This is a genomic window from Heyndrickxia ginsengihumi, from assembly GCF_011008565.1.
GTDB lineage: Bacteria > Bacillota > Bacilli > Bacillales > Bacillaceae_C > Weizmannia > Weizmannia ginsengihumi.
In genome coordinates this window covers 19,102-38,069 of sequence record NZ_JAAIWK010000007.1, presented here as the reverse complement: position 1 = coordinate 38,069, position 18,968 = coordinate 19,102, and the positions used below count along the sequence as shown (strand labels likewise).

The window sequence follows — 18,968 nt, the reverse complement described above, 5'->3', positions numbered from 1 at the left end:
CCGAATAGTTATACACAAGAAATTATATTACCAAAAAAACATTATGGTGTAAAGTGTTTTTTCTTAACACATAAAAAAAGTTACATAAATGGGAACTTAAAGCCCCGTTTTTTCCCTTTTTGCTGAAAATTAGTCATTTGTTTCATCATTTTCTTCATTTCTTCAAATTGTTTTAAGAGACGATTTACCTCTTGTACAGAAGTACCGCTCCCTTTTGCAATTCTCTTTTTCCGGCCAGCATTAATGATTTCAGGCTGCACTTTTTCAGCTTTTGTCATCGATTGAATAATCGCTTCTACATGGGTAATCTGCTTCTCATCAACTTGTAAATTATCCATACCTTTAATCCGGTTAGCACCAGGTATCATTTTAATAAGCTCATTTATAGGGCCCATTTTACGTACCTGTCCAAGCTGTTCTAAAAAGTCATCAAGCGTGAAAGACATATCACGCATTTTCTTTTCTAGTTCTTTTGCTTTTTCTTCATCAACAGTTGCCTGTGCCTTTTCAATAAGAGAAAGCACATCACCCATTCCGAGAATACGTGAAGCCATACGCTCTGGATGGAACGGTTCCAGTGCATCCAATTTTTCACCCATACCGGCGAATTTAATTGGCTTTTCAGTCACCGCCCGAATAGATAAGGCAGCACCGCCACGAGTATCGCCATCGAGTTTTGTTAAAACGACGCCTGTTATACCTAACTGTTCATTAAAGCTTTGTGCAACATTCACCGCGTCCTGACCAGTCATTGCATCGACAACGAGAAAAATTTCATCTGGATTTGCTAATGCTTTAATTTCTTTTAATTCATCCATTAATTTTTCATCAATATGAAGTCGACCGGCAGTATCAATAATCACATAGTCTAGATGATCTTCCTTCGCTTTTTTTATCGCTTCTTCTGCAATTTTCACTGGACTTACTTGATCCCCTAAGGAAAAAACAGGCATACTTAACTGTTTTCCAAGCGTCTCCAATTGTTTAATTGCAGCAGGGCGATAAATATCTGCAGCAACGAGCAATGGGTTACGGTTATATTTCTTCCGCAATAAATTTGCAAGTTTACCGGTTGTTGTTGTCTTCCCTGCACCTTGCAAACCGACCATCATGATTACTGTTGGCGGACGTTTAGCGACAGCAATTTGACTTTGCTCCCCACCCATTAAATTAGTTAACTCTTCTTGAACAACTTTAATAACCTGTTGTCCAGGAGTTAAACTTTTCATAACTTCTTGGCCAACAGCACGCTCACTAACTTTTTTAATAAAATCTTTTACAACTTTAAAATTAACGTCTGCCTCAAGTAAAGCAAGGCGTACTTCACGCATCATTTCTTTTACATCGCTTTCAGATACTTTTCCTTTTCCACGTATCTTTTGCAACGTTCCTTGTAAACGGTCGGCGAGTCCTTCAAATGCCATATTTGTCGCCTCCTAATCTAATTTTTCAAGGGTTTCAATTAAAGATGTTAATTCTTGATTTGAATCTTGTTTATCAAGGATCTTTCGAATTTGTTTAAATATCGTTGAACGTTCTTGGAATTTTTGAAATAAGAGCAGTTTTTGCTCATACTCTTCAAGCATTTGTTCTGTGCGTTTAATATTATCATACACGGCTTGGCGACTAACACCAAATTCTTCCGCAATTTCTCCAAGCGAAAAGTCATCTAAATAATAAAGGGACATATAGCTTCTCTGTTTTGGAGTTAACAACGATTGATAAAAATCATATAAATAATTGATTCTCGTTGTTTTCTCTAGCATCATCACAGCCCCCTGTTAAGTGAAAATCCTTTACATTTGTAAGAATACATAGGTTTCATTTATTTGTCAAGACGATTACACTAAATGAGGTTGGAACAAAAATACATGCACTAACGGGTTCTCACCGATGTCCATCCTCCCGCAGAGGTCTATGTCTATTTCCGGAGCGGGATTGTGCAATGTTTGTCTTTAGCTAACACTTTCGAGTTTTACCCCAGCCTCATTGATCATAACTCATTGTTTTGTTTTTCCTTAGGCTATTTTCATAAACTTTGTTTTTATCAAAAAAGGAGTTGATTTCCGCTTCAGGGTGCTCGCTTTCCGCGGGCGGATGCTGAGCCTTCTTGGCGCTGCACGCCTGTGGGGTTTCATCGATTCCGCTATTCCCGCAGAAGTCTCGCACCTTTCACTCCAATCAACCTTTAAAAATAGCAACCTTTTAGAAAAGAGCCTTTCATTAAGACTCCTCCTCATCACTTTTTTCGATGAGCTCGGAAAATAATCCATAAACGTATTTTTCAGCATCAAATGGTTGTAAATCATCCATTTGTTCTCCAAGGCCGACAAATTTCACTGGAATATGTAGCTCATTGCGAATAGCAAGGACGATTCCGCCTTTTGCAGTGCCATCCAGCTTTGTAAGGACAATACCGGAAACATTTGTAGCCTCTTGGAATGTTTTTGCTTGAATCATTGCATTTTGCCCTGTTGTTGCATCCAAGACTAGTAACACTTCATGCGGTGCACCAGGAATCTCTCTTTCAATGACACGTTTAACCTTTTCTAGCTCCTTCATGAGATTTACTTTATTTTGTAATCGGCCTGCCGTATCACAAAGAAGAATATCTGCCTTTCTTGCTTTTGCTGCCTGAATCGCATCGAACATAACAGCTGCTGGGTCAGAGCCTTCTCCTTGTTTAATTACTTCCACGCCAACTCTTTCCCCCCATACCTCAAGCTGTTCAATCGCACCTGCACGGAAAGTGTCACCCGCCGCCATAATTACTTTCTTACCTTCACTGTTAAATTTGTGAGCTAGTTTTCCAATTGTTGTTGTTTTTCCAACACCATTCACACCAACAAATAAAATGACTGTTAATGCCCCCTCTTGAATGTTCAGTGTATTAGGAGCATCGTCTTTAGAAGAATAAATTTCAACGAGTTTTTCAGATATAACTGATTGTACTTCAGCAGGGTCTTGAATATTTCTTCGTTTCACTTCCATTTTTAATTCATCAATCAGTTCCATTACTGTTTGAAAGCCAACATCGGCTTGAATTAAAATTTCCTCAAGCTCCTCAAAGAAATCTTCATCTATTTTTCGATAGCGTGCAACTAGATCATTTACTTTGTTAGCAAAGTTCGTTCTCGTTTTCGTTAATCCGCTTTTAAATTTATCCGTTACCGAATCAGTTGACTGTGTAAACTTTTCTTTTAATTTTTTAAAAAAACTCATCTCTTTCGTCACTTCCTTTTTCTGTATTCATTCATAATCATATCTTGCCTGCCCGACTAAATGATCAGACTCTTCTAAACGGACAGAAACAAGCTTGGAAACACCGGATTCCTGCATTGTAACACCGTAAAGTACGTCCGCTTCCTCCATCGTCCCTTTTCGATGTGTAATGACTATAAATTGCGTATCTTGACTGAATTGCTTCAAATATTTGCTGAAACGGAAAACATTTGCTTCATCAAGTGCTGCTTCAACTTCATCTAAAATACAAAATGGGACTGGACGAACCCTTAAGATGGCAAATAATAAAGCAATCGCTGTTAAAGCCCGTTCTCCTCCAGAAAGGAGCCCTAAATTTTGTAATTTTTTACCAGGTGGCTGAGCAACAATTTCTACTCCCGTATTTAATAAGTCTTTAGGTTCTGTTAATTTCAAATCTGCTTGACCACCGCCAAATAATTCCGCAAATGTAGGATTGAATTCTGCTCTGATCGCTCGGAATGTTTCATCAAAACGGCGAACCATTTCTTCATCCATTTCATCAATAATTTGCACAAGTGTTTCTTTTGCTTCAGCTAAATCCGTCTGCTGTTCTTTTAAAAATTGATAGCGTTCAGCAACACGCTCATATTCTTCGATTGCACCAAGATTTACTGTACCAAGCTCATCAATTGACAGTTTAATGAGTTTTACTTTTTTCCGGGCTTCTTCAATCGGCATAGACAAAGTATATTCCAATTTAGCTGCCTCAAACGACAAGGTATATTCTTCTCGCAATCGATTTAGACGGTTTTCAAGCTCAACATCAAGGCGGTTTAATTTTACTTCTTGATCTTGAATTGCTTCAAGTACACCTTTTTGCTGGCGTTGCAGTTCTCTAAGATTCAATTCCAAATCTTCCAACTTTGCTTGTAATTGCAGTCTTTCTTCACGACGCATTGAAATTAATGATACAGTATCCTGTTTATCTATTAATTTTTTCTCTGCAGCAATTGCCAGCTCTTCTTCTGTTGTATGATTATTGCTGACCTCATTAACAAGAAAATGAAATTGATCCTCAAAATGATGTTTTCGCGCTAACCACTCTTCTAACGATTGGCTTGTTCTTTCTAATTCATCGCGAGTTCTAGATACTTGCTCATGTTTAACAGCTAGTTTCGCCTTCAAGTCGCTTAATTCATCTTGTAATTGAGCCTTTGATGTTGTATCATCTTGTTTTTTTGATGTAAGCGACTGAATTTCCAGTTCAAGTTGTTTGCTTTGTTCCATACTAGAAGCAAGGAGCGCGTTAATCTCATCAATCCGTTTATGAATCGTTTCAATCTGTGCTTCTGATTCAGATTTTTCCATATCATATAGCATCAGACGATCATTCAAGTTTTTCTCTTCAAGTTCAATTCTTTTTAATTCTGATTGTTGATTTTGTTCTTGCAGACGGAGCTGCTCTCCGTACATCCGGAGCTGCTCGAGTTTTTCCTCTTCCTCCGCAACTTTGCGTTTTAAAGATTTTACCGTTTCCTCAAGAGCGACGGTTTTCTCTTCCATGACAATGAGTTTTTCTTTTAAGTCTTCAAGTTCACCTTTACGGCTCAACAATGAAACATTCCCTTGTTTTGTCGCTCCACCTGTCATTGCACCACCAGGACTCACAACATCTCCTTCAAGAGTAACAAGGCGGTAACGATATTGCAGTGCTTTAGCAATCTCATTGGCCCCTTGTAGATCTTGAGCAACAATTACATTTCCTAACAAATTGCCAATGATGGAACGATACGTTTCTGGAACATCTACTAAATCACTTGCTACACCAATAAAAGCAGTATGTGAACGAATAAGATTTAATTGATTACTTGGAACCGTTTTTGGCTTAATAACGTTTAATGGTAAAAAGGTTGCACGGCCATATCGATTTTTTTTCAAAAATTCAATAGCTTTTCTGCCATAAAGTTCTGACTGTACAACAATGTGCTGCATAGCCCCGCCAAGAGCAATTTCAATTGCTTTCTCATATGATTTAGATACTTGGATTAACTCCGCAACCGCACCTTCAATACCTTCTAATTTCGTATTTCGTGCTTTTAATACTTCTCTTACACCTTGATAAAATCCAGTGTAGTCTTCCTCCATCTCTTCTAAAGTTTCTTTACGAGATTTCGCTTTTTGCACGATTTGATATGCTTGATATAAAGTAGATTGTTGTTTTTGATACTGATTTTTGAGCGATTCTAAATGACGTTGTTCATCACGAAACTCAACTACTTGTTGTTCAATTTCTGCTCCAATTTGCTTTAAGGATGCCGCCATTTGTTCTTTCTCATGTTGAATCCTTTTCCTATCATCAACATACTTTTGATTATCTTCATTTAATTTTTGAATTCGTTGAACATGTTGTTGCAATTGTTGTTCCAAATAATGCTTTTCATTTTTACCAGTTGCTTGCTCGTTTAACAGTTCAATGTAGTCACTTTTTAAAGAATCTATCTTCTCATCGATATCAATATTAAATTGCGATAATCTTTCCGTTTTTTCCTTCAATTCTTCCTTAAGGATGACAGCCGCAGCTTCATTGTCTGCTAATTCCTTTTCAATACGTTCTTTCTGCTCCTTTAAATGGGCAACATTCTCAGAAGCTTCTTTTATATTTTGCTCGAGCTGCTCTTTGTTTTGATGAGCATTTTTCTTTCGCTCTTTTAATACTTCTTTACGCCCTTCCAACTTCTCAAGTTCCTCAGTTGCAGTCAAAAGAACATTTTGTAAATCATTGATCGACTCATCCAACGCCGCCATTTGATCGCGTAATTTTTCAATATTTGCTTCATCTTTTTTTATATTGGAAGCAAATTGTCCTTCATAATTGCGATTTACTTCAATTTTTTCTTGCAGTTGCTCCCAGTTATGATGCAATTCTTCAATCTCATGGACCATGACAGCAACTTCATAATTTTTCAGTTCTTCTTTTTGCTCTAAATAATCTTTAGCAATAGAGGCCTGTATTTTAAGAGGTTCCACTTGACTTTCTAGTTCATAAATAATGTCATTAACTCTATTTAAATTATCTTGTGTTTCAGTTAATTTTACTTCCGCTTTTTTCTTTCTCGTCTTATATTTCAAAACGCCCGCTGCTTCTTCGAAAATTTTACGACGTTCTTCAGCTTTACTATTTAAAATTTCGTCTACTTTACCTTGCCCAATAATAGAAAATGCTTCTTTTCCTAAACCGGAATCCATAAATAAATCAATGATGTCCTTTAGTCGGCAAGCCTGTTTATTAATGAAAAATTCACTATCACCTGTTCGATACACCCGCCTTGTTACACTAACCTCCTGATAATCAATCGGTAATGTATGATCCTCATTGTTTAATGTGATCGTTACTTCAGCGAAATTCAATGGTTTTCTCGATTCACTGCCTGCGAAAATAACATCTTCCATCTTGCCACCGCGCAATGATTTAGCAGATTGTTCTCCTAGTACCCAACGGACAGCATCAATAACATTACTTTTCCCACTGCCGTTCGGCCCAACTACAGCTGTAACACCAGGGACAAATTCAACTGATATTCTTTCAGCAAAAGATTTAAATCCTACAACATCTAAATGCTTGAGAAACAATCACTTCCCCTCCAATCCTCTCCTACAATTAACAAACACTATTGTACATCTTTATTAGAAGCTTCTTTTAAAACATTTAGGGCGATTTGCGCCGCATGTTGTTCTGCTTCTTTTTTAGAACGCCCGGTGCCGATTCCGAGCTCACTTCCGTTTAACGTAACGCGTGATACAAATTCACGGCTATGAGCGGGACCACGTTCATCCAATACTTTATATTCTAAAACACCAGAAGAAAATTTTTGGATATATTCTTGAAGTTGACTTTTAAAGTCCATGACATGAGAAAATGCCCCTTCTCGAATTTTCGGGAATACTATTTTTTCTAAAAAAGAAACAACTGTATCAAGCCCGTGATCTAAAAACAATGCTCCAATAAAAGCTTCAAACACATCGGCTAATAGAGCTGGCCGCGTTCTTCCTCCTGTTAACTCCTCACCTTTGCCGAGTAAAATAAACTCTCCAAATTGCAGCTCATTTGCAAATATAACGAGAGAAGGCTCGCACACAATCGCCGCTCTTAACTTAGTCATTTCTCCCTCGTTCATCGTTGGAAAATGCTTAAAAAGAAAATGGGAAACAGTTAATTCTAAAACCGCATCACCTAAAAATTCAAGGCGCTCATTATCTTCAAATATATGTTTGCGGTGCTCATTTACAAACGATGAATGTGTAAATGCCTTTTTTAGCAGAGAAATTTGTTTAAATTGAATACCTACTTTTTGCTGTAACAATTTAAATTGTTCATCTTGTTTCAATTTTTGATTGATATATTGTTTTTTCATATTGGTATCCACCTTGATCTTATTCATTCACTATGTTAAATAGCTTTGTTAATAGTTTATTAATTCATTATCCGTCTATCCAAAATTGAAAAACAGAGCATGCCCTCCTTGACATTCGGATGGAAAGATGCCCCCTAGCAATTGACTCAGGGATGTGTGAAAAGACATTTCATATTGTGTAAAAGGCTGTTCATTAAAAATAGAGGGATCTACTAGTTAGAAGTATGTCCTCCCCCTCGCATTTTTTCTCTCATATAAATTGACTATTTTAGTTTATAAAAAAATAGGCGATCGTGCAAAGTCTTATCAAAAGAACTTATCTATATAAGCAATCATGCAATCGTAAATAGGCAAAAATAAGTTTTACCCATTTACGATGGCAAGTTCTAAAGATAGCCGCCCTTACACAGCTTCTGCCGCACTATTGCTGCTATGACTAGAAAAATGCCCCGCTATCATTAACGGGACATTTTTTAAAACGATTATTGCTGATTTTGTATGTAATTTACAGCGTCACCCACTGTTACAATCTTTTCAGCATCGTCGTCTGAAATTTCCATTCCAAATTCATCTTCTAATTCCATTACTAATTCAACAACATCTAGGGAATCAGCGCCTAGGTCATCTTTAAAAGAAGCTTCAAGAGTAATTTTAGATTCTTCAACTCCAAGGCGGTCAACGATGATCTTTGTTACACGTTCTAAAACATCTGCCATGCGGTTCACCTCCCCTCAAGCCATTATAGAGGATTTCGTATAAATAATAAAGGAAAACTTCTATTTTAAGACACTTTTTTACAATTACAATGATCATTGTTTCCATTATGAATGAGACTAGTGATTACATCACCATTCCGCCATCAACATGGATTGTTTGCCCTGTTAAGTAATCAGCTGCATCAGAAGCTAAAAATAAAGCTACTTTCGCAATATCTTTCGGTTCACCGAAACGAGCAAGTGGAATTTGTTTTAACATTTCTTGCTTAATTTCTTCTGTTAATGTTTCCGTCATGTCTGTTGTAATAAAACCAGGAGCAATTGCATTAACCGTAATGCCCCTGCTTGCTAATTCTCGAGCTGATGTTTTCGTTAAACCGATAACACCTGATTTAGCAGCAACATAGTTTGCTTGACCTGGATTACCGCTAATTGCAACAATTGAAGTAATGTTAATAATTTTTCCAGAGCGCTGCTTCATCATTGGTCGAGTAGCCGCTTTTGTACAGAGGAAAACGCCTTTTAAATTTGTATTTATAACGTCATCCCATTCAGCCTCTTTCATTCTCATTAATAAATTATCACGGGTAATCCCAGCATTATTTACCAATATATCAATTTTCCCAAACTTTTCTATAGCTGCTTTAAACAACTGCTGTACATCGTCGGCATTAGATACATCTGCTTGAATAGCAATTGCTTCTTGACCGATTGCTTTAATTTCGCTCACAACGGTTTCTGCACGATCAGCATTTCCAGCAAAATTGACAATAACATCAGCGCCATTTTTTGCAAATTCGAGTGCAATTTCACGTCCAATTCCACGTGATCCCCCTGTAACTAATACAACTTTATTTTCTAATATCACACTATTTCCCTCCCTTCATACTATTGCAATTCTTCTAGCATCGCCTGAAAAGATTCAACATCTTGTACAGAGAATGTTTTAACATTGCGATCAATTTTTCTAATTAAACCAGCTAACACTTTACCAGGGCCAATTTCAATGAAAGTATCCACACCTAGTTCAATTAAAGCTACAACTGAATCTTCCCATAAAACAGGAGAGTACAATTGCTCAATTAGTTTTACTTTAATATCTGCTGCCTTTTCAATTGGGGCTGCAAGTACGTTTGCAACAACTGGAATGTTTGCATCATTAATGTCAATTTCATCTAGAACAGATTGGAATTTTTGTGCTGCTGGTTCCATTAATGTTGAATGGAATGGGCCGCTTACTTGCAATGGAATAGCACGCTTTGCACCGTTCTCTTTAGCAAGTGCTGATGCTTTCTCAATTCCTGCAGCTGTACCTGAAATCACAATTTGCCCTGGACAATTTAAATTCGCCAATTGTACAGAATCTCCTTCTGCAGAAACTTGATTCGTAATTTCTTGCAATTTTTCTCGATCTAGCCCAAGAATGGCAGCCATCCCGCCAATACCATTTGGAACAGCTTCTTCCATATACTCGCCACGTTTTCGAACTGCATAAACAGCATCTTCGAAAGATAACGCTTTTGCAGCAACGAGCGCAGAATACTCACCTAAACTATGACCTGCAACGTAATCTGCGGTAATTCCTTTTTCTTCTAGTAATTGTAGAATCGCAGTACTTGTCGTAAGTAAGGCAGGTTGGGCATATGTTGTATTTGTCAGTGTATCCTGCGGACCGTTAAAGATAATATCAGAGAGGGAAAAACCTAATCTCTCATCAGCTTTTGCAAAAATATCTTTTGCTTGTTCACTCGCTTCAACAACAGATTTCCCCATTCCTACTGTTTGTGACCCTTGTCCAGGAAAAACGAAAGCAATTTTCCCCATCTTATATTCCTCCTTTAGTTTCAGAAGTTTGCTTTATAGCATCTTTTATTTTTGTAATGACATCGTGCTGAACCATTTCACGTGCTTGACGTACAGCATGATAAATTGCATTGGCATTAGAGGAACCATGTGCTTTAATGACAGGAGCCTTTAATCCAAATAATCCTGAACCGCCATATTCTGTATAATCCATCATTCCTTTCAGATCTGACAAATCGGATTTTACTAACATAGCAGCCATTTTCGTTTTCATATTCTTATAGAACACTTGCTTAAGCATCGAAAATACAGACGAAGCGGTTCCTTCAATTGTTTTTAATACGATATTACCTGTAAAGCCATCTGTAACAACAACGTCTGCAGGCCTTTGCAATAAATCTCTCGACTCTACATTCCCTATAAAGTTAAGATCTGCATCTTTTAATAACTGAAATGTTTTCTTCGTCAACTCATTTCCCTTTTTTTCTTCTGTGCCAATATTTAAGAGACCCACTCTAGGATTTTTTATACCTCTTACTTTTTCAGCAAAGATTGATCCCATAATGGCAAACTGCAATAAATGCTCTGGTTTTGCATCGGCATTTGCTCCTAAGTCAAGCATTACAAATCCTTGACCATCAATCGTTGGAATAATGGGAGCAAGAGCAGGGCGTTCGAGACCTTCAATACGGCCAACAATAAATAACCCTGAAGTCATTAAAGCGCCCGTATTTCCTGCTGAAATACAGGCATCTGCTTTTCCATCTGCTACAGCCTGTGCCATTAATACCATTGAAGCATTTTTTTTTCGACGTACAGCACGTACTGGCTCATCCGTGCCAGAAATTACTTCATCCGTATGTATAATTTCGACTCTCGTTGTAGGTTCAAGATATTGTTTAATTTTGTTTTCGTCTCCATATAAAGTAAACTCTACATCTTGAAATTGTTTAATCGCCCTGTTGATACCTAAAATGATTTCTTTTGGAGCATGATCTCCGCCCATAGCATCAATTGCTAATCTCATCACTTTCATCCTCATTTCCACTTCACATTCTTACTATCCAAACAATGTGGTTTAATCAATCATGATCTCTATTATGATCAAGTTGTGCTCTATTCCGGTACATTTCAAACTCGCCTTTAAAAACAAGTTCATTTTCAACATAACTTAGGACGTTTACAACAGTTCGATCATGATTTTTATGCAACTTCGATACTTTTGCTTTTGCAATGACACGTTCACCTGCTTTAACAGAACGTAAAAAATGAATATTCGCTTTCGCTGTCAAAGCGACGTCTTCATCAATAACTGCAACTGCTAAAGAATTGGCTTGAGCAAATAGATGATGGCCACGCGCAATTAAGTTTCGACTAAATACATGTTCTTTTTTTACGTCAAAAATGGAAATTGCACTTTGATCAAGTTCTATGTCAATGATTTCACCGATCACTTCATCAATAGGCAACGCTTTAACCTCTTCAGCAAAGCGTTTTTCCGCAACATTTTTAATCCGTTCTCTTAGTTCAGGAATAGACAATTCTAAACGATCAAGCCGAATCGTTTGAACACTGACCTGAAACTGTTCAGCAAGATCCTCATCTGTAATAAAAGGATTTAGTTCTATTGTTTCCTTTAATTTTATTTGTCGATCCTTTTTTTTTAGTTTCATGATGCAAACACCATCTCTACATTTAGGACTTGGTACTAATAGTAGTATATAAAAACAAAGAAAAGTTTGCAACCATCATTGGAATTCATATGAGTATACGATAATTTTATCAAACGTTAACATTAATCTAGTTTTTCCCCTTGTAATACTCCTGACTGTTGCAACCTAGTTCTAAGAAATTTGAATTCAGCATCGTTCCAGAATCTTTCTGATTGAATGAATGTTTGCGCATCGCTCCGGGCCGTTTCCAATGCCCGATAATCATGGACCATGTCTGCAACTTTAAATTCAGGCACTCCACTTTGTTTCCTGCCAAAAAAATCTCCAGGACCACGCAACTCGAGATCTTTCTCACTTAATACAAATCCATCATTCGTCTCAGTCATGATTTTCATTCGTTCTTTCCCAATTTCTGTTTTAGGATCAGCTAATAATATACAGTATGATTGATCATTTCCTCTACCGACTCGCCCCCGTAATTGATGGAGCTGTGAAAGCCCAAAACGTTCCGCATCATAAATGACCATCATCGTTGCATTTGGAACATTTACTCCGACCTCCACAACTGTAGTAGAAACAAGCAGTTGAACTTCATTTTGAGCAAATGCCTTCATGACACTATCTTTTTCTTCTGCTGGAAGTCTTCCGTGCATCAAGCCAACATGATAGTGAGATCCAAAATGTTGCGCTAACATCGCATGAACATCGATCGCATTTTGAACATCTAATTTATCTGATTCCTCGATTAACGGACAAATGACATAGGCTTGTCTACCTTTTTGCAACTCTTTTTCAATAAAACGAAGCACTCTGTCTAACATATCGTGCTTGACCCAATACGTTTCTATTGTTTTTCGACCTGCCGGCAGTTCGTCTATAATTGAAACATCCATTTCACCAAATACTGTAATGGCCAATGTTCGTGGTATAGGCGTTGCTGTCATAAATAAAACATCAGGCGCCTCGCCTTTTTCTCGTAAAATCCTTCGCTGTTCAACTCCAAATCGGTGTTGCTCATCCGTTATTACTAGCCCAAGCTTATGAAAGTTTACATCATTTTGAATCAGCGCATGCGTTCCAATGACAAGATCAATTTCCCCAGCTTGCAATTGTTCTAATAACAATTTGCGTTTTTTCCCTTTTACAGAACTTGTCAATAAAGAGATTCTAATGCCATGCGGTTCAAGTAATTGATGCAAAGAATCGGCATGCTGTTCCGCTAATATTTCGGTTGGAACCATTAATGCACCTTGATACCCAGCTGTTATCGCTGCAAATAAGGCCATTGCGGCAACAACCGTTTTTCCCGAACCGACATCGCCTTGCAGCAGTCGATTCATGCGAACTGGCGATTTTAAATCTCCGCAAATCTCATTTACAACTCGCTTTTGTGCTTCTGTAAGTGGAAAAGGTAAGGATGCAATAAATTGTTTTAATTTCTCCAAGTCATAGTTGATTTCTATACCATGTGAATGTTCTCTTTCAAATTTACGTAACGCCTGCATTTTTAATTGAAAAAGCAAAAATTCTTCATAAACAATTGCACGTCTTGCTTGTTTCAAATCTTTTTCTGATTGCGGGAAGTGCATAGAATGCATCGCGCGTTTTCTGGAGTATAGTTTATAAGAAGTTCGTATATCTTCAGGTAATGACTCTTCAATATAATCACCAAATGTGCTAAAGGCAGAATGAATATACTTTCTTAGTTGTTTGACAGTCAGTTTTTCCTTTACAGCATATACAGGTTCAAAATCAGCAGTGCGCTGGACTGAACCTAATTTCATCTCCTGTACAGTAATCGTTAAACGATATTGATCCCACTTTCCTGTCAATGTAATTATATCTTGCATGTTTATTTTGTTTTTCAAGTAAGGCTGATTAAAGAATACAGCTGTAATTAATGTCTTGCCAACTAATACTTTCATTGTAAGTCGTGACTTTTTTCGCCCGTAATACACAAGAGAAGGTTCACTATGAACCCTCCCTTCTACTGTAATTCTCTCATCATGCTGTACTTCTTCTAAATTTCGTAAGCGAAAGTCATCATAGCGGTATGGAAAAAACTCAAGTAAATCGCGTACAGTATAAATGCCCATGAGCTGAAGATTATGTTCTGTTTCTTCACCAATACCTTTAATCACTGATACAGACTGATCTAACGGATTATTCACGGCTATTTAACGGAATACCGAATATTTTCGCTTCAAGTTTGCGTGCTGTCGGTGTATCCGCCAACCCTCCTTGTGCAGTTTCTTTTAGAGCGGTAGGCATTCTTTGACCAATTTTATACATTGCATCGATAACTTCATCGCATGGAATTCGGCTTTTTATTCCTGCGAGCGCCATATCCGCTGCAATCATGGCATTTGCTGCCCCCATTGCATTTCTTTTTACACATGGTACTTCTACTAGACCTGCTACTGGGTCACATACGAGGCCAAGCATATTTTTTAACGTAATTGCCATCGCCTCTGCACATTGTGATGGTGTCCCTCCGGCCATTTCAACAATAGCCGCAGCAGCCATTCCAGCAGCTGAGCCGACTTCGGCTTGACATCCACCAGCAGCGCCCGATATAAAAGCATTATTCGCAACAACAAAACCGAAAGCCCCTGATGTAAACAAAAATTGAATCATTTGCTCCCTTGTTGGATTTAATTTTCTTTTAACAGCAAAAAGCGTCCCTGGTACTACTCCCGCAGAGCCCGCAGTTGGTGTCGCACAAATTGTTCCCATCGCCGCATTCACTTCATTTGTTGCAACTGCTTTACTTACGGCATCAAGTATAATTTCACCCGATAAAAACTTTCCTTTTTCAATGTATTGCTGCATAAGAACAGCATCTCCGCCTGTTAATCCCGAAACAGAATGAACACCGTTTAATCCGCGTTCAACCGCTTCTTCCATAACAGTTAAATTTTTATCCATTTGTTTTAAAATATCTTCTCGTGATTTCCCAGTTATCTCGACTTCCTGTTCAATCATAATCTCCGAAATTTTTTTATTTTGCGTTTCAGCTAAATTAACTAATTCAGCAACGTTTCGAAACATAGTAGTGTACCTCCTTAAGGTGTGTACGAAAGCGTTACCATAATGTTACTTTTAAAAATTAAAAAAGAATGTTTGATTATATAATCATTTTATACTAATCTACTACTCTTGCTACTTGCGTAATATTAGGTAAGCTTTGAATTTCAGTTAATACAGTATCATTAATATTTTGATCAACTTCAATAACCATTAATGCCATTTTTCCAACTTCTTTGCGAGAGACCTCCATATGACCTATATTGATTTCATGTTTTGAAAGTATATTAGCCACAGCAGCAATAGCCCCAAAACGGTCATCATGTACAACCAGAATTGCTGGATGATGTCCCGATAAGCGCAATTGAAAGCCGTTTAACTCGGTTATTTCAATTTTTCCGCCACCAATTGAAATACCAACAAGTTCCATTTCTCCCAGATCATCTCCAATTACAATTTTGGCTGTATTCGGATGTTCTGGAACTGCTTTTTCTACAAAAAATTCGACTTTCATTCCAACATCTTTAGCGATATTAAGCGAAGAAATAATACGCTGATCAAATGTATCAAAATCTAATAGCCCACCAACAATGGCTACATCTGTACCATGGCCTTTATAAGTATCGGCAAATGAACCATAAAAATAAATATTTGCCCATTTTGGCTGTCTTCCAAATAGATTTCTAGCTACCCTGCCAATTCTTGCAGCTCCGGCTGTATGAGAACTAGAAGGACCAATCATCACTGGTCCTATAATATCAAATACACTTTTATATTTCACTTTATACACTCCCTAGAAGTCCTTCTTCGCTGTTTACATGTTTACACAATATTGAAGATTACTCAATTGCAAATATAAAAGAATATAATGGTTGTTTTCCACTATGAACTTCTACTTCAATTTCATCATATTCTTGTTCAATGTATGTGACTAATTCATCGACTTGTTCAGAAGTAGCATCTTGTCCATAAATAATTGTTATAATTTCGTCATCTTCATCAATCATTTTATCGATTAATTGTTTAGACGCTGTCAGCAGATCTGAACTTGTTTCCACGATCTTACCTTCAAAAATGCCCATGTAATCATCTTTATTAATTGCAATGCCTTCGATGTTTGTATCTCTAACAGCATAAGTAACTTGCCCAGATTTCACATGTTGAAGTGCAGCGAACATCGCTTGTTTATTTTTTTCCAGTGTTGCTGATGGATTAAAAGCTAATAACGCAGCCATACCTTGAGGTACAGTCTTTGAAGGAATAACAACGATTTCTCCATCTGCCATTTCCGCCGCTTGCTCACTTGCCATCACAATATTTTTATTATTTGGCAAGATCATAATTTTTTCAGCATTGACTTCTTTTATAGCGTTCAAGATGTCTTCTGTGCTCGGATTCATTGTTTGTCCGCCTTCAATGACAGCATCTGCACCAATGCTTCTAAAAAGCTCGGCAATCCCTTCTCCCATTGCAATCGCCACAATTCCGTACGATTTTTTCTCTCTTGTCTTTTTCTCCATGACAAGCTCATGCTGTGTTTCGCTACCGACAATAGAACTGTGTTGCTCACGCATATTTTCAATTTTAATTTTAATTAAGCTTCCATATTGCTGACCATAGCTAAGAACAGCACCAGGTTGTTCCGAGTGTACATGTACTTTGACGATATCATCATCAGCAATCACTAATAAAGAATCACCATATTGACTCAAATCTTGGCGAAATTGTTCTTCAGAAAATGGATGTTTCGTTAATTTCTCCTCTTCCAATCTCACCATAATTTCCGTACAATATCCAAACTTAATGTCTGCAGTATTCATAAAGCTTTGAGCGTGTTTGTGATGTTCAGCACTCACTAACTCATTCATCGTTGGAATAGCTGTTGGATTATCAGGAAGCTCTTCTCCTTTTAGTTCGGCAAGAAAGCCCTCATAAATAAAGACAAGCCCTTGACCACCGCTATCAACTACACCTACTTCTTTTAAAACAGGCAGCATTTCGGGAGTTCGGTTTAATGTCTTTTGTGCTTCTAAAAGAATAGCCTCCATTACAACTGTAATATCTTTCTCTTTCCGAGCAACTTGAACACCTTTTTTAGCAGCTTCACGTGCTACTGTCAAAATCGTTCCTTCCACTGGCTTCATAATTGCTTTAAAAGCACTCTCAATCCCAGCTTGAAATGCATCGGCAAACTCAGTGCTTGTAATGGCTGCTTTGTTTTCAATCGATTTTGAAAATCCTCGGAATAACTGCGATAAAATTACACCTGAGTTTCCTCTCGCTCCCATTAATAATCCTTTTGCAAATGAAACAGAAAGGGCTCCTATATGATCTTGAATATGGCTTTTTACTTCTTGTGCACCAGAAGTCATTGTCAAGTTCATATTCGTTCCCGTATCACCATCGGGAACTGGAAAAACATTCAGCGCATCAACGACTTGCGCGTTTGTAGCTAAATGATTAGCTCCCTGTATAACCATTTCAGCAAAGCGTCTTCCATCTAATGATGTAACCACAAAAATTTCCTCCTCATAACATTAAGGATTCGTTACACGAACGCCTTGTACATAAATATTGATACCATCAACAGATAAACCCATTGTTTTATTTAATGTATATTTCACCTTTGATTGAACATTATGCGCAATCTCTGAAATCTTCGTTCCATAGCTTACAATAATATACATATCTATTTCTACGTGATCATCTTGCTGGCGTACAATAACACCGCGTGAGAAGTTTTCTTTTCGTAAAATTTCAGTAATCCCATCGCGGATTTGATTTTTTGACGCCATTCCAACAATCCCGAAACAGTCAATCGCAGCTCCTCCTGCAATAGTAGCGACAACATCATTTGATATATCTATTTGACCGTACGCTGTATTAATTTCAATTGACATCATGCATTCCTCCTTACGCATTTAGCCAAGAAGATGATTGGCTTGATAACGTCATTTTACTATAATACACCTCTGATTAAAAGTCGAAGATATATAACTCTTTAAGTAGCATAACAGATTATTTCTTTTCTACTATGTTATTTAACAGCCTACTTCTGAATTACTATTTATCTAAAAGCTATTTTTCATAAACATTATTGTATTTTATCAAAAAAATGGAGGCGTTAACCTCTGCTCTAGGTTGCTCGCTTTCCGCAGGTGGATGCTGAGCATTCTCAGCACTTCTCATCTTTGGTGTCTCCCCTATTCCGATTTCCCCGCTGATAAACCAATGATTTGTCATATATGTCGATAACATGTTCCCCGCGATAAGTATAGGCATCTTATAAAAAAAATCTTGATCCACTTATTTCTCCTTCCAAAAATGATGTAATCGTGATATTTAACAAAGCTATTTAGAACTGTCATTAATGTTGAAATAGAAAGCCTTTCATTGAAAGAGATATATTGCATTGTCCGTTCTAATATGGTAAATTATTAGAGTGCATTTTCTAGGAAATTTGAAGTCATGAAATTATAAAACAAGTTATATTTCAACTTCGTTAAGTGAGGAGGGAATATCATGCCAAAAAAATGTGCCATCACAGGCCGTAAAACTACTTCCGGTAATGCTCGTTCACATGCGATGAACGCAAACAAACGTACTTGGAAAGCAAACCTTCAAAAAGTACGCATTTTGGTTGACGGTAAACCAAAACGTGTTTGGGTTTCTACACGTGCATTGAAATCTGGAAAAGTTGAACGCGTTTAATAAATAGCGAATTATGTATAGAAATCAGTGTTTTGCTGATTTCTTTTTTATTTGTTTAAATGTTCTTTTTATAAGTCATTTGTGTTGCATATAATCGAAATGATTTGTCATTGAAAAATATTCATCATGAATACCTGTTAGTTTCCCTTTAACATTTAAATCTATTTTTCTATATGATAAAAAAAATCGACGAGCTCGCCGATTTCAGTACACTTCAAATGTATTTAATCATTTTTATCCCTTTTTAAATGTTCCTAACATAGCTCGAACAATCCCGCCTAAAAATTTTGGTAATTTAATGGTATAGAACTTCATTTATGACCCTCCCCATTGATTTAAACAATTCAGTTTCACTTGTTTATGATATTCATACATGATAAAGAAAGTACATACGCCATAAAGAAAATAATATCAATTAAAAA

Annotated in this window: 18 protein-coding genes; 1 reads left to right on the top strand and 17 read right to left on the bottom strand. The window is 37.2% G+C overall.

Annotation, left to right across the window (positions count from 1 at the left end; all coding sequences use genetic code 11):
- Window positions 1–80: 80 nt before the first annotated feature.
- The 16 genes from ffh to G4D61_RS06300 all read right to left on the bottom strand — a co-directional run bounded on the left by ffh (window position 81) and on the right by G4D61_RS06300 (window position 18,141).
- A complete protein-coding gene (ffh, locus tag G4D61_RS06375; protein WP_025728692.1) occupies window positions 81–1,424 on the bottom strand; it encodes a signal recognition particle protein in 1,344 nt (447 codons plus the stop codon).
- Between the two features lie 12 nt (window positions 1,425–1,436).
- On the bottom strand, window positions 1,437–1,769 hold the full coding sequence (locus G4D61_RS06370; RefSeq protein WP_025728694.1) for a putative DNA-binding protein: 333 nt from the start codon (window positions 1,767–1,769) through the stop codon (window positions 1,437–1,439).
- Window positions 1,770–2,223: 454 nt separating this feature from the next.
- Window positions 2,224–3,222, bottom strand: a complete 999-nt coding sequence (gene ftsY / locus G4D61_RS06365) for a signal recognition particle-docking protein FtsY (RefSeq protein ID WP_035353613.1) — start codon at window positions 3,220–3,222, stop codon at window positions 2,224–2,226.
- Window positions 3,223–3,249: 27 nt separating this feature from the next.
- A complete protein-coding gene (gene smc, locus G4D61_RS06360) occupies window positions 3,250–6,834 on the bottom strand; it encodes a chromosome segregation protein SMC (protein ID WP_035353617.1) in 3,585 nt (1,194 codons plus the stop codon).
- Window positions 6,835–6,872: 38 nt separating this feature from the next.
- Entirely contained in the window at window positions 6,873–7,616 is a 744-nt protein-coding gene (gene rnc, locus G4D61_RS06355; protein WP_025728706.1) for a ribonuclease III, read from the bottom strand.
- A gap of 482 nt (window positions 7,617–8,098) precedes the next feature.
- The gene (locus tag G4D61_RS06350; RefSeq protein ID WP_025728708.1) at window positions 8,099–8,332 is read right to left on the bottom strand and encodes an acyl carrier protein; all 234 of its coding nucleotides are present in this window, start codon (window positions 8,330–8,332) and stop codon (window positions 8,099–8,101) included.
- Between the two features lie 124 nt (window positions 8,333–8,456).
- A complete protein-coding gene (gene fabG / locus G4D61_RS06345; protein ID WP_035353652.1) occupies window positions 8,457–9,197 on the bottom strand; it encodes a 3-oxoacyl-[acyl-carrier-protein] reductase in 741 nt (246 codons plus the stop codon).
- Between the two features lie 23 nt (window positions 9,198–9,220).
- A complete protein-coding gene (gene fabD, locus G4D61_RS06340) occupies window positions 9,221–10,156 on the bottom strand; it encodes an ACP S-malonyltransferase (protein ID WP_163173537.1) in 936 nt (311 codons plus the stop codon).
- Between the two features lies 1 nt (window position 10,157).
- Complete coding sequence (gene plsX, locus G4D61_RS06335) at window positions 10,158–11,162, bottom strand: phosphate acyltransferase PlsX (protein WP_025728714.1); 1,005 nt, start codon at window positions 11,160–11,162, stop codon at window positions 10,158–10,160.
- Between the two features lie 55 nt (window positions 11,163–11,217).
- Window positions 11,218–11,808 carry a transcription factor FapR gene (fapR, locus tag G4D61_RS06330; protein ID WP_025728716.1) on the bottom strand — a complete coding sequence of 197 codons (591 nt, stop codon included), beginning with the start codon at window positions 11,806–11,808 and terminating at the stop codon, window positions 11,218–11,220.
- 122 nt (window positions 11,809–11,930) lie between these two features.
- Complete coding sequence (gene recG, locus G4D61_RS06325) at window positions 11,931–13,979, bottom strand: ATP-dependent DNA helicase RecG (RefSeq protein WP_025728718.1); 2,049 nt, start codon at window positions 13,977–13,979, stop codon at window positions 11,931–11,933.
- The gene (sdaAA, locus tag G4D61_RS06320; RefSeq protein ID WP_025728720.1) at window positions 13,972–14,859 is read right to left on the bottom strand and encodes an L-serine ammonia-lyase, iron-sulfur-dependent, subunit alpha; all 888 of its coding nucleotides are present in this window, start codon (window positions 14,857–14,859) and stop codon (window positions 13,972–13,974) included. Before sdaAA ends, recG begins: the two co-directional genes overlap by 8 nt.
- Window positions 14,860–14,953: 94 nt before the next feature.
- Entirely contained in the window at window positions 14,954–15,616 is a 663-nt protein-coding gene (sdaAB, locus tag G4D61_RS06315) for an L-serine ammonia-lyase, iron-sulfur-dependent subunit beta (protein ID WP_025728722.1), read from the bottom strand.
- A 58-nt stretch (window positions 15,617–15,674) separates the two neighbouring features.
- The gene (locus tag G4D61_RS06310; RefSeq protein WP_025728725.1) at window positions 15,675–17,351 is read right to left on the bottom strand and encodes a fatty acid kinase ATP-binding subunit FakA; all 1,677 of its coding nucleotides are present in this window, start codon (window positions 17,349–17,351) and stop codon (window positions 15,675–15,677) included.
- Between the two features lie 21 nt (window positions 17,352–17,372).
- Complete coding sequence (locus G4D61_RS06305) at window positions 17,373–17,735, bottom strand: Asp23/Gls24 family envelope stress response protein (protein WP_025728728.1); 363 nt, start codon at window positions 17,733–17,735, stop codon at window positions 17,373–17,375.
- 178 nt (window positions 17,736–17,913) lie between these two features.
- Window positions 17,914–18,141, bottom strand: a complete 228-nt coding sequence (locus tag G4D61_RS06300; protein ID WP_163173535.1) for a hypothetical protein — start codon at window positions 18,139–18,141, stop codon at window positions 17,914–17,916.
- 216 nt (window positions 18,142–18,357) lie between these two features.
- On the opposite strand from G4D61_RS06300, the gene rpmB reads away from it, so the two are divergent.
- The gene (rpmB, locus tag G4D61_RS06295; RefSeq protein WP_025728732.1) at window positions 18,358–18,546 is read left to right on the top strand and encodes a 50S ribosomal protein L28; all 189 of its coding nucleotides are present in this window, start codon (window positions 18,358–18,360) and stop codon (window positions 18,544–18,546) included.
- A 234-nt stretch (window positions 18,547–18,780) separates the two neighbouring features.
- On the opposite strand, the gene spoVM is transcribed toward rpmB, so the two are convergent.
- A complete protein-coding gene (gene spoVM, locus G4D61_RS06290) occupies window positions 18,781–18,861 on the bottom strand; it encodes a stage V sporulation protein SpoVM (protein WP_017551496.1) in 81 nt (26 codons plus the stop codon).
- Window positions 18,862–18,968 lie beyond the last annotated feature (107 nt).

Coding starts and splice junctions, on each gene's coding strand:
- ffh (WP_025728692.1), bottom strand. CDS start 1,424: ATGGCATTTGAAGGACTCGCCGACCGTTTACAAGGAACGTTGCAAAAG.
- G4D61_RS06370 (WP_025728694.1), bottom strand. CDS start 1,769: ATGATGCTAGAGAAAACAACGAGAATCAATTATTTATATGATTTTTAT.
- ftsY (WP_035353613.1), bottom strand. CDS start 3,222: ATGAGTTTTTTTAAAAAATTAAAAGAAAAGTTTACACAGTCAACTGAT.
- rnc (WP_025728706.1), bottom strand. CDS start 7,616: ATGAAAAAACAATATATCAATCAAAAATTGAAACAAGATGAACAATTT.
- G4D61_RS06350 (WP_025728708.1), bottom strand. CDS start 8,332: ATGGCAGATGTTTTAGAACGTGTAACAAAGATCATCGTTGACCGCCTT.
- fabD (WP_163173537.1), bottom strand. CDS start 10,156: ATGGGGAAAATTGCTTTCGTTTTTCCTGGACAAGGGTCACAAACAGTA.
- plsX (WP_025728714.1), bottom strand. CDS start 11,162: ATGAGATTAGCAATTGATGCTATGGGCGGAGATCATGCTCCAAAAGAA.
- fapR (WP_025728716.1), bottom strand. CDS start 11,808: ATGAAACTAAAAAAAAAGGATCGACAAATAAAATTAAAGGAAACAATA.
- sdaAA (WP_025728720.1), bottom strand. CDS start 14,859: ATGTTTCGAAACGTTGCTGAATTAGTTAATTTAGCTGAAACGCAAAAT.
- G4D61_RS06305 (WP_025728728.1), bottom strand. CDS start 17,735: ATGTCAATTGAAATTAATACAGCGTACGGTCAAATAGATATATCAAAT.
- rpmB (WP_025728732.1), top strand. CDS start 18,358: ATGCCAAAAAAATGTGCCATCACAGGCCGTAAAACTACTTCCGGTAAT.
- spoVM (WP_017551496.1), bottom strand. CDS start 18,861: ATGAAGTTCTATACCATTAAATTACCAAAATTTTTAGGCGGGATTGTT.